Origin of the sequence: Thioalkalivibrio nitratireducens DSM 14787, from assembly GCF_000321415.2 — a bacterium.
GTDB lineage: Bacteria > Pseudomonadota > Gammaproteobacteria > Ectothiorhodospirales > Ectothiorhodospiraceae > Thioalkalivibrio > Thioalkalivibrio nitratireducens.
Genome location: NC_019902.2, coordinates 2,989,631 through 3,004,278, shown reverse-complemented (window position 1 = coordinate 3,004,278; position 14,648 = coordinate 2,989,631). Strand labels below are relative to the sequence as shown.

The window sequence follows — 14,648 nt, the reverse complement described above, 5'->3', positions numbered from 1 at the left end:
TGCATCCACCCCCTCCGGGTCTTCGGAATGTGGCGGGTGATCCGCGATGAACCCATCGACACTCGGCCTGGCCGCGTACGCCCGCATCACCGCGAACTACTGGGCGTTCACGATCACCGACGGCGCGATCCGGATGCTGGTGGTGCTGTACTTCCACCAGCTCGGCTACAGCCCGCTGGAGATCGCGCTGCTGTTCCTGTTCTACGAGTTCTTCGGCATCGTGACCAACCTCGCCGGCGGCTGGCTGGCGGCAAGGCTGGGGTTGAACACGACACTGATTTCGGGAACGCTGCTGCAGATTGCGGCACTGCTGATGCTCACGGTGCCCGAGGCCTGGCTCACGGTCGCCTACGTGATGTTTGCCCAGGCGCTGTCGGGCATCGCGAAAGACCTGAACAAGATGAACGCGAAATCCGGCGTGAAGCTGGTCGCTGGCGATGTGCAGGGGCGACTGTTCCGCTGGGTCGCCTGGCTGACGGGTTCGAAGAATGCGCTGAAGGGGCTGGGCTTCTTCGTCGGAGCGGCGTTGCTGTACACAGTGGGATTTCGGGGCGCGCTGGTCGCATTGGCCGCGCTGCTGGTGGCGAGCCTGACGCTGGCGGCGTTGGGCCTGCCCCGCGGGCTCGGCCGCGTCGGCGGCAAGCCGAAGTTCACCCAGATGTTCGCGAACAGCCCGGCGATCAACGTGCTTTCGGCGGCGCGGTTTTTCCTGTTCGGCGCCCGCGACGTCTGGTTCGTGGTCGCGCTGCCGGTATTTCTTTCGGCGACGCTGGGCTGGAACCACCTGCAGGTCGGCGCGTTCCTGGCGTTGTGGATCATCGGCTACGGCATCGTGCAGGCGGCGGTGCCGTCGCTGCTCGCTCGCCGGGGCGTGGATCCGACCGGACTGACCGCGCGGTTCTGGGCACTGGTGCTGATGCTGATCCCGATCGGCATCGTGATCGCGCTGGAGGCGGGGCTGCACCCAGGCGCGGTGCTGATCATCGGCCTCGGCGTCTTCGGCATCGTGTTCGCGATCAACTCGGCGGTGCACTCGTTCCTGATCCTGGATTACGCCGAAGCGGACCGGGTCGCGATGAAGGTCGGCTTTTACTACATGGCCAACGCCGGTGGGCGGCTCGTGGGCACCGTGCTGTCGGGCTGGATCTTCATGACCCACGGTCTGATCGGTTGCCTGATCGCATCCACTGCCTTCGTGTTCGCCGCCTGGATGCTCTCCGCGCTGCTTCCGCGCACCCACGGCTCGCGATCTCTGCGCCAGTCTTAGGGGCGGCTGAGCGCGGCGTGCCCACCGGCCTTGGCAACGGCCGAGGAAAAGCCGTCAGCAAGTCTCCGAGGGTCTCGTGGCCGCCACCTCGCGGGCGCTTGACGCAAGCGTGGCGCCCGGGCCGCAGAAATCCCGTGGCAACAGGATCGGACTGAAGCGGACGGCTGGCATGACCCACTGGGTTACGCGCCGATCTTCAGCTTCGCGCAGCAGGGAATCCCATCCGTTCGACCGGCGGGCTGAACCGGCCGCGGATGGGATCGGGACGCGCGCCAGGGGGTTACGCGGCGAAGCGGGCCGCCTACAGCGCGCGGCTGACCTCGACCACACCCTCGTCGTCGCGGTTCGGCCGAATCGAGAAGCCGAGCCGGCGCATCAGTCCGAGCATGGTGTTGTTGCCGGCGATCACTTCGCCTTCCATCAGGTCGATTCCGCGCGCCTTCGCCGCCTGCATCAGCGACTGCATCAGGTGGGTGCCGATCCCGCGTCCCTGCCATTCGTCGGCGACCACGATCGCGAACTCGCAGCTGCGCTGGTCGGGGTTCGCGGTATAGCGTGCGACCGCGACCTGCTTTTCCTCGCCCGCTTCGCCCTCGACGACCGCGATCAGCCCCAACTCGCGGTCGTAGTCGATCTGGGTGAAGCGCACCAGCATCTCCTGGGTCAGTTCATGCACTGCCTGCATGAACCGGAAGTAGCGGGATTCGTCCGACAGGCCGCGCACGAAGGCCTGCTCGATCTGGGCATCTTCCGGGCGAATCGGGCGGATGGTCAACGTGATCCCGTCCGGCATCGGCCAGGTCTCGACCAGATGCCCGGGGTAGGGATGGATCGCCATGTGCGCATAGCGGTCGGCGGAGCTCGGGCGGAAGTCGACGACGACCCGGGCGTCGACCGCGGCAAGCCCGTTTTCGTCGACGATCAGCGGGTTGATGTCGACCTCGTGGATCTCGGGCAGCTCGCAGGCCATCTCGGAGATGCGCAGCAGCACCTGCTCCAGCGCTAGCTTGTCCACCGGCGGCATGTGCCGAAAGCGCTGCAACAACCGCGCAACACGGGTGCGGCCGATCATCCCGCGGATGATCGTCTCGTTCAGCGGCGGCAGCGCGACCGCCCGGTCATGCAGCACCTCGACTGAGGTTCCGCCCGACCCGAAGCTGATCACGGGTCCGAACACCGGGTCGCGCAGCACGCCGACCATCAGTTCGCGCCCGTAATGGCTGCGGTACATGCGCTCCAGCGTCACGCCCTCGAGCCGCGCGTCGGGCCGCGCCTCGCGTGCTTCCTGCATGGTGGTCAGAAACCCCTTGCGCACCGCCTCGGCAGTGGTGATGTTCAGACGCACGCCGCCGACATCGGACTTGTGCGTGATGTCGGGGGAGGCGATCTTCATCGCCAGCGGGTAGCCCAAGGTGCTCGCGGCGACCAGCGCTTCGCTGGCGGTGTGCGCCTGCACGGTCTGCGTGACCGGAATCCGGAACGCGGCCAGCACGGCCTTGGATTCCATCGTGCCGAGCACCTTGCGGCCCTCGTCGAGCGCCCCTTCGATGATCATGCGCGCGCCTTCCACGTCGGCGGGGCTGCGGTCGCTGAGCGGTCCGGGCACCTGCAGCAGCAGTCGCTGGTTGCGCTGGTGCGCGGTCAGGTAGGCGAACGCCTCCACCGAGGCCTCGGGGGTGATGAAATGAGGCAGGCCTTCGGTGCAGAAGCGATCGCGCGCCTTTTCCACCTGCTTGCCGCCCATCCAGCAGGTGAGCACCGGCTTGCCCTGTGCGACGCGCTGTGCCGCGCGGATCACGGTTTCCGCGGATGCGTCGGAGTCGGTCATCGCCTGGGGGGTCAGCATCGCCAGCAGGCCATCGACGCTGGGGTCTTCCAGGCAGGCGGCCAGGGCCGCGTCGTAGCGGGCAGGGTCGGCGTCGCCGAGCAGATCCACCGGGTTCGAATGCGACCAGTGCGGCGGCAGCGCGGCATCGAGTCGCTTCATGGTGGTGGCGCCGAACTCGGCCATGGCCACGTCCAGCTCCACCGCGCGGTCGGTGGCCATCACGCCGGGGCCGCCGGCGTTGGTCACGATGGCCAGGCGGTTGCCGCGGACCCGCGCGCCGCTGGACAGGATGCTCGCGGCCGAGAACATCTGCTGAACGGTCTGGGCGCGTACCGCACCGGCCCGTTCCAGCGCGGCATCGAACACGTCGTCGGCGCCGACCAGCGCACCGGTGTGGGACATCGCGGCGCGCGAGCCCTCCGCGTACCGGCCGGACTTGATCACGATCACCGGCTTCATCCGCGCTGCGGCGCGCAGGCCGCTGATGAACCGCCGCGAATGGCGGATCCCTTCGACGTACAGCAGGATGCTGCGGGTTTCGGGATCGAGTGCCAGGAAGTCGAGCAGGTCGCCGAAGTCGACGTCCGCCGCGTCGCCGAGCGATGCCACCAGCGAAAACCCGATGTGCTGATCCTCGGCCCAATCCAGGATCGCGGTGCAGATCGCACCCGACTGCGAGACCAGCGCCAGGTGTCCGGGCAGCGCATGGTTCCGACTGAAGGTCGCGTTGATCCGGTGACGCGGCCGCATGATCCCCAGGCAGTTCGGGCCGATCACGCGCAGGCCGGTCTGGCGCGCCGCTTCGAGCATGGCCTCCTGCAGACGAACGCCTTTCGGCCCTTCCTCGACGAACCCGGCGGAGATCACGATCGCGCCCTGCACGTCGGCCTGGCCGCACTCGCGGATGATGCCGGGAACCGCCGAGGCGGGGGTTGCGACCACCGCCAGATCCAGGTTGCGGCCGATTGCGCCCACGTCCGGATAGCTCTTGCGGCCGTGCACCTTCCGGTATTTCGGGTTGACCGCGTAGAGGTCGCCCTCGTAGCCCATCGACAGCATGTTGCGGAAGATCAGCGACCCGACCGAGCCGGGGCGGTTGCTCGCGCCGATCACCGCGATGCCGCGCGCGGAGAGGATGCGGTTGAGATAATGGGGACCCATGGTCTGTCCTGCGCGGGGAGTGAGTTTGCTGCGCTGCAATAAGACTTGTGTATCGGCTCCTGCTCTAATAGTCAACGTAGCGGCCCGTCTCCAGTCGTGTGCCGCGCCTGGAGACGATGTCCGCGCCTGATGGGGCACGTGCAATGAAACTCTTTTTCATTTCCCACCCGAACTGTTCCCGGCACCGGGGACCCGGCTACCATCCCGAAAGCCCCGAGCGGCTGTCCGCGATCGACGACCAGCTGATCGCGGCCGGGGTCGAGCCCTGGTTGCGCCATCGAGAGGCACCGCTGGCCAGCCGTGAGCAGCTGTTGCGGGTACATTCCCCCGAATACCTGGATGCGTTGGCCGAAGGGGCGCCGGGGCCGGGCGAGTGGACCACGCTGGACGGGGGCGATACCTATTTCGGCGAGCACAGCCTGGACGCGGCGCACCATGCTGCCGGAGCGGTCGTGCTCGCGGTGGACCTGGTGCTCGCCAATTCGACGCACACCGCTTTCTGCAGCGTTCGCCCACCGGGGCACCATGCCGGGGCCGATTACGGGATGGGGTTCTGCGTGTTCAACAACGTTGCGGTCGGTGCCGCCCATGCCATGGAAGGTCACGGCCTGTCGCGGGTCGCAATCGCGGACTTCGACGTGCATCACGGCAACGGCACCGAGGACATCTTCCGCGACGAACCGCGCGTGCTCTTCTGTTCCAGTTTCCAGCATCCGTTCTATCCGCATAGCGGGGCCGACACGGTCAGCGACCATATCCTGAATCTGCCGCTGCCTGCCGGCACCGATGGCGCGGCGCTGCGGGCGGCGGTGGAACAGCACTGGCTGCCGGCACTGGAGGCGTTCCGGCCGGAGTTGATCCTGGTGTCGGCCGGTTTCGATGGCCACCTCGAGGACGACCTGGCGGGCTTCCGGCTGGTCGAGTCGGACTACGCGTGGCTCACCGGCGCGTTGTACGACATCGCGAAACGGCACTGCGACGGGCGTCTGGTCTCGGTGCTCGAGGGCGGGTACAACCTCTCGGCGCTGGGCCGCAGCGTCGCGGCCCACCTCAAGGTGCTGTCGGAAACCTGACTCGGGGCGACGCGCATTTTGCCCGGGCTCCCGGTGCGGCCACGGTTCCTGCCGGATCCCCGTTGCCCTTGGCTGGCACGCAGCCATGCAGGGTCACTTGGCCCAGTCTACGGGTCGCCGAGACGCGAGCGGCAGCTCCTTTGAGATCAACGGAGGTGCGGATGCGTAGGGCGGAAAAGGCCGAAGGCCGTCATCCGCCACCTGGCACCGGGGTTGCCGTGGGTGCCGCGAATGCCGCGCGGCGGAGGATGCAGCGCTCTTCCGCACCGCAGTCTGCCGTGCCGGTGCCGGGCCTGGCGTCGGGGTCAGGGAGACTGCCGTTTTTCCAGCAGCGCCTGCATGCGGACCAGGCGTTCCTGCAGTGCCTCGGTCTGCTCGCGCAGCGCCGCGAGTTCGGCATGCAGGCTGGCATTTTCCTCGTGCACCACGGTCGTGATCGTCTGCTCTTCTACGGCCACCTGGTGCTCGTGCATGCGCTGCATCGCGTCGACGATGATTGCGATGAACAGGTTCAGCACGGTGAAGGTTGCCACCAGGATGAACGGCACGAAGAAGGCCCAGGCCCAGGCATGGACCTCCATCACAGGGCGCGAGATGCCCATCGACCAGCTCTCCAGCGTCATCACCTGGAACAGGGTGTACATGGACGCGCCGAGCGTCCCGAACCATTCCGGGTGGCTTTCCCGGAACAGCCCGGTGGCGATGATCGCGAACACGTAGAACACCAGCACCAGCAGGCCGAGGATCGAAGCGATTCCGGGGATCGCCCGCAGCAGCGCCTCGACGATGAAGCGCAGCTTCGGCACCATCGAGACCAGGCGCAGCAGACGCAGTACGCGCAGCACCGAGAACGGGCCCGTGCCTGGAATCAGCGCGATGCCGACGACGAAGAAGTCGAAGACATGCCAGGGGTTGCGCCAGAAGCGCAGCCCGTAGGCGACCATTTTGGCCAGTACCTCGATGGTGAAGATCGTCAAGATCAGCGTGTCGGCCACGTTGATCACCGGCCCGATCACGCCCATCACGGTGCTCGAGGTCTCGAGTCCCAGCGTGACCGCGTTCAGCAGGATCAGCGCGATGATCAGCCGCTGCGTCAGGTGCGCCTCGACCAGGCGGGTGAGGCGTGCGCGTACGAGGTTCGTGATTTCGTTCATTCTGGTTTGGAATATCAGAAGATGCTGGAGCGCGCGCAAATGTAGGGCAAAGCGGGCGCAGGGGCAACGGAACCCCACGGTCCCGTGGCCCTCGTGACCACCGGCGGTTTTCGTCCGTCACAGCGGCGCGGCAGCCCAGCCGCTGCATGGATCGCCGCGGCCGGCGGCCTCGCGATGACGACGGGACTGCGTTCGGCGTGTGCTGGGCGGGCGGTTCTGGCCACCCGCGTCACCGTGGGTCCGGGCGGCGCCTGCAGCCGGTAACCTATTATTGGCCCCGACGGTGGTCGGGCCGAGGGGGACCTGCGGCGGGAGGTGGACGATGATCTGGGACCAGCGGTACGGGACGGACGAATATGTCTACGGTACCGAGCCGAACGAATTCCTGCGCGAGGCGGTGGGTAACCTGCCCCGCCAAGGCCGGGCGCTATGCTTGGCCGAGGGGGAGGGGCGCAACGCGGTGTTCCTCGCAGAACAGGGGTTCGAAGTGCATGCGGTGGATGCCTCGCCTGTCGGCCTCGCGAAGGCCAAGCGGCTTGCGGTGCAGCGCGGGGTGCGCATCGACACCGAGGTCGCCGACCTCGACGTCTATCGCATCGAGCCGGAATCCTGGCACCTGATCGTGTCGATTTTCTGCCACCTGCCGGCTCCGGTGCGCCGGACCCTGCACCGGCAGGTGGTGCAGGGCCTGCGCCCGGGGGGGCGGCTGATTCTCGAGGCCTATACTCCGGCCCAACTCGCGCTGGGAACGGGAGGCCCGTCGGATGCAAGCCTGATGATGACCCTGGACGAACTGCGCACAGAACTGGCCGGGCTGGAATTCGAGCACGCGCGTGAGTACGAGCGAGAGGTCCATGAGGGCCGCCTGCACACGGGGCACGGTGCCGTGGTGCAGGTGGTCGCGGTCCGGCCGTTGGGAAACGCTGAATAATGGTCTTCTGTCATGTTCATTATCACGGAAGCTTCGCGATTCCGAAATGGCAGACTCCAACCCAACCGTCATCGCGAGGAGCGTAGCCTTTTGGCGCCCATCTGCGCTATCTGGCCGTATCCGCACAGGGGGTGGTCGGCTGCCTGCAATACTCGAGTCCCGCCTGGCGGCTGCAGGGCCGGGATCGCTGGATCGGCTGGAGCGACGCGCAGCGTCGGGCGCGCCTGCAGCATGTCCTGTGCAATAGCCGTTTTCTGATCCTGTCCTGGGCGCAGGTCCCGAACCTGGCGAGCCACCTCCTGGCCCGGAGTGCCCGGCAGGTGGTGGCGGATTGGCCGGCGCAGTATGGTGTCACGCCCTGGCTGCTCGAAACGCTGGTGGATTCCCGCCGCTTTCGCGGCGCGTGCTATCGGGCCGCCAACTGGATGGCGGTGGGAGAGACCCGCGGCCGCGGCCGCGACGACCGCCACCACCGTCGTCACGGCGTCGCGCCGAAAAGCGTGTGGCTCTATCCCTTGCACCGGCACAGCCGGCGCTGGCTGCGCGGGGAGGGCTAAGCGATGGGCTGCGCCGCTCGAGTGCTGGACCTCGACCCGCTGGAGGAGGTCCGCCGCATGGCTCATGAACAACTGGATCAATGGCTGGAGCAGATGCGGCCCCTGTTCGAACAGGAAAAGCCGCCTACGCTGCTGGAGTTGAGCCAGCATTTCACCCGCAGCCGCCAGCAGCTGCTCGGTGGCGTGCTGCAATCGCTGGCCGATGCGCTCTACGCCCATCTCAAGGACCAGCGCCAGGCCCGGTGTCCGTGCTGCGGTAAACCGATCCGGCGCAAGCGCCGGGATCCCAAGCACGGCAACACCCTGCAGGGGCCGGTCGACCTGGAGCGCGGGTACTTCTACTGCACCGACTGCCGGGTCGGCTTTCACCCGCTGCACGAAGAACCGGTGGCTGCTTGCAACCAGGTTGCTGCCCGTCGTGGTCCGCAGGTGGGTAGCGGGTTTGGGCCGTCCACTGCCACTGACGGGTCGCGACCCTGAGCGGGCACGGTTTGCGCGGTTGACCGTCCCTTGTCGGGCCCGGAGCGGACAGCCAGCACACGCGCTTCGGTGATCGGATTTTCGTGGTGCTGACAGTGGGGACAGGCGCGGTGGCCGCGGGAATGTGGCACGAAGCGTTGTTCGGCACAGCCGTCGCACCGCACCTGCATGCGCGGGCTGAGCGCGCTGCGGCGGGCGCGCATCGCCGGCAGTGCCCGATGATTGCTGGGCAGGAGGCGGTCTCCGTACTGGGCGCGCAGGTCGGCATGGAAGGTATCGATGACGGTGGTCAGGCGGGCGCGTTCGAGGGCGGCGGCAATTTGACGGAAAGGGTCACGCATCAGCGAGAACCTTCCGGGATCAGGCGAAGGCGGTGCAGCTTGCGCCAGATCGTGGCGCGGTCGATCACGAGGTGGCGCGCGGCCAGTGTCCTGTTGCTATGGTGTGCGGCGAGGGTCGCCCCCAACGATTCACGTTCCCTGCGTTCTTCCGCGGAAAAGGGGAGGGGATCGGTGCCATTGCCGGCCATGCCGAGATCAGGGTCCAGAACTCGGGCCACGGGGGCAGAGTCTTCCGGCAAGTCCGCGAGCCCGATGCGCCCGCCGCGAGCCGGAGCGCATCGAGCACATGCCGCAGTTCCGTGAAATTGCCCGGCCAGGACCGTTCGAACAGGTGCGTGCGCAGGTCCGCCGCAGCTTTCAGCCGGTAGTGCCGCGCCGAGCGATCGATGCAGACGGCCATATACTCCCGCCGTTCGCGCAGGGGAGGCAGGTGGACCGTCACTCCGGCGAGCCGGTAGTAGAGATCGGAGCGGAATCCGCTTGTGTTCCACCACGCCCCGAGTCAGGTCGAGACATGGGTCAGCTGTCACGGTGGCTGGACCCTCGAAAACCTGCCGGCAGTATGGCAGCGACATTGCAACAGCTGCAATGCGTTTCCAAGGAACTGCCAGTGCCCACAGGTGCTCAACTCTGCTTTGTTCCCGACTCGCCCGCACACTGTTGCAGCACTGGCCGGGTACCGGATTCATTCACCCCTTCTTCCCCTGTCATTCCCCTCGTAGTGCATAAGTAGTTGTGGATATACTTATAGCATTGGTGTTTCACAGGCTGCATTCCAGATTTTCGACATGAAAGTGACCATGATTTCAAACAGAGCGCTCTCCGCTGCCCTCGCTGCAGCAACCCTCCTGTTCGCAGGCATTTCGCAGGCCCAGTTCGGGCCGGTGATCACCGTGGAAGCCGCGGCGGCGGGTGAACAGACGGTCAGCGGTACCGTGGTGCCGTTTCGCGAGGTTGCCCTGACGGCCCAGATCGGGGGGCGCGTGACGCTGGTCGCGGGTGCCGAGGGGGACTTCTTCGATCGTGACGAGGTGCTGGTCGCGATCAGCGACGAGCGCCTGGTCGCACAGCGTCAGCAGGCTCTCGCGGAGATGCGCTCGGCCGAGGCGGCGATGCGCGAGGCACAGATGCAGTATGGCCGGGAGGTGGCGTCGCCGCGTGCCCGGAACATCGGCCAGATGCCGGGCATGGGCATGCCCGCAATGTTCGATCAGTTTTTCACGCGTCCGATGGGTGCGATGGCCGGTATGGGTGACCCTGCGGTGGACCGGCACGCGGATCTCTATTCCCGGTATATCGGGATCGACCAGGCTGCATCGCGCTGGAAAGAGGCGCGCTCGCGACTCGAGGAGATCGACTCGGCCATCCGGGACACCCGTTCCGTCGCACCGTCCTCGGGGCTGATCATGCGCAAGCATGTGGAGGAGGGCGACACGGTGCAGCCGGGCCAGCCGCTGGTCAGCTTCGGTCACGTTGAAGTCCTCCGCGTCGAGGCCGACATCCCCGCGCGGCTCGTCGCCCGGCTTCGGGTCGGGGACATGGTCCGGGTGACGCTGGACGTGAGCAAGACCGAGGTCGACGCGCGTGTGGCGCAGATCTTCCCGATCGCCGATCCGCAGCGGCACACGGTGACGGTGAAGTTCGACCTTCCGCGCGGTGTTCCCGGAGGACCGGGTATGTATGCGGATGTGCATATCCCGGGAACGGACACCACGCCGGGCTTGGTCCGCATTCCATTGTCCGCGATCATTCCCGGGGGCGCCCTTCCCCGCGTCGCCGTGGTGGAGGCGGATGGCACGGCCCGTGTCCGGATGGTGCGGCTCGGTTCCGTTCAGGGTGACATGGTCACAGTGCTCACGGGGCTCGAAGCGGGTGAGCGCATTCTGGACTCGCCCTATGCCACCATCCGCTCCGGCGAGCGCGTCGATTCCGCGGCGTGAGTCCACGGTCGACGGGCCCCGTTTTCGCTAGGGCCGAACGGCCTGAGTCGCAACCGGACCCGACGAGGGTGCGGGCTGACCGGCCCGCACAGGGCCGGTCGCCCGAAGGGTGGCGCACAGGGATGTGCGCTATCCATCAGCGTGACCGCGCGAGTCTGTGCCGGGTTACGTGAGAACCCCGCCTTCTGGATCAGGTGCGTGGCGATTTGCCGGTAGTAGACGCCGACGGTGCGCTGGTCGGAATCTTGACGATGGATGACGTCATCGGCCTGTTCACCGAGATGCAAGGCCGCCTCTGGGCGGTGGTCGAACGGCAGCGAGAGCACGAGGAGCGCCGGAGACCCTGAACACCGCGGCCCGCGCGCGGCCGCGTCGGGAATCACGGGGATCATCAGGGGCGCGCGTTATACCGGGCGCGACACGCCAGGGCGGTCGACCCCGCAGTACGCGTCGGGCGATTTCGGAAGCTATAAGAAAGGGGGAATGCACGGCATCCGCGCCCGTGTCGCGAATGCCCGGGGCCGGCGACGCAGGCTCTGCCAAGTGGTTCTGGAGGAAGGCATGTTCGAACATATCCTTGTGGCAGTGGATTTCTCTCCAGCGTGGCAGCGGCTGCAGGCGCAGCCGGAACGGCTACGGTCACTGGGGTGCAACCGGCTGACTCTGGTCCATGTACGCGGGGGCGCGCGGGACGAAGAGGAAGCAGAGAAGGTCGGGGGGCCCGCGAAGCGGCTCGAGGAGGCCGCAGCGGCACTGCACGGGAAGGGCTTCGAGCTGGACACGGTGGTCGGAACCGGTCCGGTGGTCGAAGAACTCGTGCGCGTGGCGCAAGAACGGGGCGCCGGCGTGATTCTGGCCGGGGCCCACGGCCACCGCACCCTGGATGATGTGCTGCTGGGTAGCACTGCCCTATACCCACATCTAGTGCTGGACAAACGCCTGCCGGCCGGGTACCGTGCCGGGCATGTGGGAGCAGAGCCAGATCAAGCGCACGTTGAGCGCGCCGGCGAACCTGGCTCGGGTGCAGGCGCTGATCCGGGAAGCGCCGGAGTTGCACCGCACGGGGCTTGCGGACCGGGTCTGTGCCACGTTGGGTTTTCTCGATGCGCGTGGGCGCGTGCAGCGGGCGGGCTGTTTGAAGGCGCTGCGGGCGCTGGAGCGTGCAGGCCGGATCACGCTGCCGCCTGCGCGCAGCACCCCGGGGCGCGGGGGCCAGGGCCGGCGTCTGGGGGAGGCGGTGCCGGCACCGCAAGGCGTGGGCCGCGAGGTCACCGAGCTGGAGGGCCTGGAGCTGGTACGGGTGGACACCGCCGAACACCGGGCGCTCTGGAATGAGCTGATGGCGCGTGAGCACCCGCGCGGGATGGGGCCGCTGGTGGGCGCGCAGGTGCGCTATCTGGTGGGTTCGGCACAGGGCTGGCTGGGGGCGCTGGGGTTCGCGGCGTCGGCACTACAGCTGGCCGCCCGCGATGCCTGGATCGGCTGGGATCCGGCGCTGCGGGAACGCCATCGGCATCGTGTTGTTGGCTTGAATCGGTTCCTGCTGCGTCCGGGCGTTTCCTGTCGGAACCTCGCCTCGTGGACACTGGGTCGGGCGTTTCGGCGGCTGGGGGCTGACTTCGAGGCCTGCCATGGGTATCGTCCCTGGCTGGTGGAGACCTTCATCGAGCCTCCGCACACCGGGGTCAGCCTGCGGGCGTCGAACTGGCGTTTTGTGGGCGAGACCTGTGGCCGGGGTCGCCAGGATCGCGGCCACGCCGCGGAAGAGACACGCAAGGCGATCTATGTCTATGAACTCGAACCCGACTGGCGCGCACGGTTGGGCGTCGGTCCGGCACCGGCACGAGGCGACACGCCGCTGGAACCCGCCGAGGGTCTGGATGCGCAGCAGTGGGCTGAACACGAGTTCGGGGGTGCGCCCCTGGGGGACAAGCGATTGACGAAACGACTGGTGGACAGCGCCCGGCGCCAGGGCGAGGATCCGCTGCGCGCGTTCACCGCGGTGGCCCGCGACGACTGGGCGGCGGTGAAGGGCTACTACCGGCTGATCGACCAGCCGGAGGACTCCGACGTGACGCCGGAGCATATCCTGGCGCCGCATCGGGCGTGCACGCAGCGCCGGATGCAGGCGCAGGCAACGGTGCTGTGCCTGCAGGATGGCACCGATCTGAACTTCACCACCCGCCCGCAGACGCGCGGCGTCGGGGTCATCGGCCGCAACCAAACCGGTGCCGAGAGTCTGGGGCTGCATCTGCACTCGACGCTGGCGGTCAACGCCGACGGGCTGCCGCTGGGCGTGCTGCAAGCGCAGTTCGAGGCGCCGCAGCCGCGGGGCGACGCGGAACCGGCGCAGGAAGAGAAAAAGAGCTTCCGCTGGATCGCCGGTCTGCGCGATGCAGCGGCACTGGCGGCGACCCTCCCCAATACCCGGGTGATCAGTGTCGCCGACCGGGAGGCCGATGCGTTCGAGCTCTATGTCGAGCAGCAGCGTCACCCCGCGGTGGAGCTGGTGATCCGCGCCCAGCACAACCGCCGGCTTGCCGACGGGCGGCGCCTGTTCGACGTCGCTCGGGCGACGGCGAGCCGCGGGTCGGTCGAACTCCAGGTCGACGGGCAGAGCCTGCGCACCAAGACCAGCAAGCGCCCCGCCCGCCTGGGTCGGGCGGCACGGACCGCGGAACTGGAACTGCGCTACACCCCGGTCACGCTCCGTGGCACACCCGCCGATGCCGATCAGCCGGTCACCCTGGAACTGACCGTGGTGCACGCGCTGGAACGGGATCCGCCGAAAGGGGAAAAGCCGCTTGAGTGGTTCGTGCTCACCACCCTGACCGTCGCCTCGGCCGAACAGGCCGCCGAGATTCTGCGCTGGTACCGCCTGCGCTGGCGCATCGAGGACTGGCACCGGGTGCTGAAATCGGGTTGCAAGATCGACGAGCTCGGCCACCACAGCGTCGAGCGTCTGGAACGCGCCATCGCGATCCGGTTGGTCATCGCCTGGCGGGTGATGCTGATGACCCTGCTGGGACGGGAGGCCCCGGAGCTGCCACCGGAACTGCTGTTCTCGGACGTCGAATTGCGGGTGCTCGGCGACTACGCGCAGTCCCGGCGCCGGCCTCGCCCCAGCAGCCTCCGGGCAGCTGTCCGCGAAGTCGCTATCCTCGGTGGGTACACCAACCGCAATCACGATCCGCCGCCTGGCCACCAACTGATGTGGCACGGCTACGCCAAACTCACCACCATGTCCTTCGCCTACGCCCTGAGAGATGAAATCGGATGACACTGCCCTGCATCGATTGGTCTGCGCCATTTGTGGGTAATGGGCAGGGGTAGCACGGTGCAGGAACTCATCCGCGGGGCCGACCGTCCGGTGCTGCTGACACCGACCGACCCCTCAGTGGATCTGCCGGCGGTGCCGGTCTCGCGGCTACTACTGGCGACCGATTGTTCGCCGGCCGCGGGTGCCGCCGAGGCCGCCTTCCTGGAACTGCTTCGACACTGTGACAGCGCGTTGGTGGTGTCAGTCGGCGGCTGGGTGGACCAGCGCGAATATGCCGGGGAACGCCAGACGATCGAAGACCATGTGTCGGCGTTGGCCGAACGTGCCGGGGAGCATGTCTTCGATGCGGAACTGCTGGGCCGGGGCCGGCCTTCGGCAGAGATCGCGCGGGTGGCGCAGGAACACGACGTGGATCTTGTGATTCTCGGGCGGTGCGGTCACAACGTGTTGGCGGAGCGGCTGCTGGGCAGCACCGCGGAGGCCGTCTGCCAGCAGGCGCGGTGCCTGACGCTGGTGGTGCCCGGCAACGGCTGACCACGGTCGGTCCTGAGTGTTCGCCCGGCACGGACGGCGAGCTCCAGGCGAGTAACGAGCGGACACCCCCGAGGCGCCCTGTGATCTCCTATGGCTGCCCCG

General features: G+C 67.6%; 9 protein-coding genes and 4 pseudogenes. 9 read left to right on the top strand and 4 right to left on the bottom strand.

The features are described from left to right. The first annotated feature begins 46 nt into the window (after positions 1-46). Positions 47-1,267, top strand: coding sequence for an organoarsenical effux MFS transporter ArsJ (gene arsJ / locus TVNIR_RS13770; protein ID WP_015259663.1), 1,221 nt, complete (start codon positions 47-49; stop codon positions 1,265-1,267). Between the two features lie 301 nt (positions 1,268-1,568). Here arsJ and TVNIR_RS13765 read toward each other — a convergent pair whose 3' ends face one another. Beyond that, a complete protein-coding gene (locus tag TVNIR_RS13765; protein WP_015259661.1) occupies positions 1,569-4,256 on the bottom strand; it encodes a bifunctional acetate--CoA ligase family protein/GNAT family N-acetyltransferase in 2,688 nt (895 codons plus the stop codon). A 143-nt stretch (positions 4,257-4,399) separates the two neighbouring features. Between TVNIR_RS13765 and TVNIR_RS13760 the strand changes: the two genes are divergently transcribed. Continuing rightward, positions 4,400-5,329, top strand: coding sequence for a histone deacetylase family protein (locus TVNIR_RS13760; RefSeq protein ID WP_015259660.1), 930 nt, complete (start codon positions 4,400-4,402; stop codon positions 5,327-5,329). A 305-nt stretch (positions 5,330-5,634) separates the two neighbouring features. Here TVNIR_RS13760 and TVNIR_RS13755 read toward each other — a convergent pair whose 3' ends face one another. Further along, positions 5,635-6,483: an ion transporter gene (locus TVNIR_RS13755; protein WP_015259659.1), complete on the bottom strand. Its 849-nt coding sequence runs from the start codon at positions 6,481-6,483 to the stop codon at positions 5,635-5,637. Between the two features lie 325 nt (positions 6,484-6,808). Between TVNIR_RS13755 and TVNIR_RS13750 the strand changes: the two genes are divergently transcribed. The 3 genes and pseudogenes from TVNIR_RS13750 to TVNIR_RS19855 form a co-directional block, all read left to right on the top strand. Continuing rightward, a complete protein-coding gene (locus tag TVNIR_RS13750) occupies positions 6,809-7,414 on the top strand; it encodes a class I SAM-dependent methyltransferase (protein WP_043740694.1) in 606 nt (201 codons plus the stop codon). 98 nt (positions 7,415-7,512) lie between these two features. Continuing rightward, a pseudogene (locus TVNIR_RS13745) lies at positions 7,513-7,971 on the top strand (Druantia anti-phage system protein DruA); the annotation flags it as partial. Positions 7,972-7,974: 3 nt separating this feature from the next. Next, positions 7,975-8,352: pseudogene (locus TVNIR_RS19855) on the top strand (ISKra4-like element ISTni1 family transposase); the annotation flags it as partial. A gap of 178 nt (positions 8,353-8,530) precedes the next feature. Here TVNIR_RS19855 and TVNIR_RS21305 read toward each other — a convergent pair. Continuing rightward, positions 8,531-8,792, bottom strand: a pseudogene (locus tag TVNIR_RS21305) (transposase zinc-binding domain-containing protein); the annotation flags it as partial. Then, positions 8,792-8,980 (bottom strand): helix-turn-helix domain-containing protein, encoded by a 189-nt coding sequence (locus TVNIR_RS20040; protein WP_052316644.1) that lies wholly within the window; start codon positions 8,978-8,980, stop codon positions 8,792-8,794. The pseudogene TVNIR_RS21305 and the gene TVNIR_RS20040, both read right to left, overlap by 1 nt. Before the next feature lie 612 nt (positions 8,981-9,592). Here TVNIR_RS20040 and TVNIR_RS13730 point away from each other — a divergent pair. The 4 genes and pseudogenes from TVNIR_RS13730 to TVNIR_RS13715 all read left to right on the top strand — a co-directional run bounded on the left by TVNIR_RS13730 (position 9,593) and on the right by TVNIR_RS13715 (position 14,546). Next, on the top strand, positions 9,593-10,732 hold the full coding sequence (locus TVNIR_RS13730) for an efflux RND transporter periplasmic adaptor subunit (protein WP_043739771.1): 1,140 nt from the start codon (positions 9,593-9,595) through the stop codon (positions 10,730-10,732). A gap of 561 nt (positions 10,733-11,293) precedes the next feature. Then, positions 11,294-11,644: pseudogene (locus tag TVNIR_RS19235) on the top strand (universal stress protein); the annotation flags it as partial. Between the two features lie 52 nt (positions 11,645-11,696). Next, positions 11,697-14,012 carry an IS4 family transposase gene (locus TVNIR_RS13720; protein ID WP_015259653.1) on the top strand — a complete coding sequence of 772 codons (2,316 nt, stop codon included), beginning with the start codon at positions 11,697-11,699 and terminating at the stop codon, positions 14,010-14,012. A 57-nt stretch (positions 14,013-14,069) separates the two neighbouring features. Further along, entirely contained in the window at positions 14,070-14,546 is a 477-nt protein-coding gene (locus TVNIR_RS13715) for a universal stress protein (protein ID WP_015259652.1), read from the top strand. Positions 14,547-14,648: the final 102 nt, after the last annotated feature.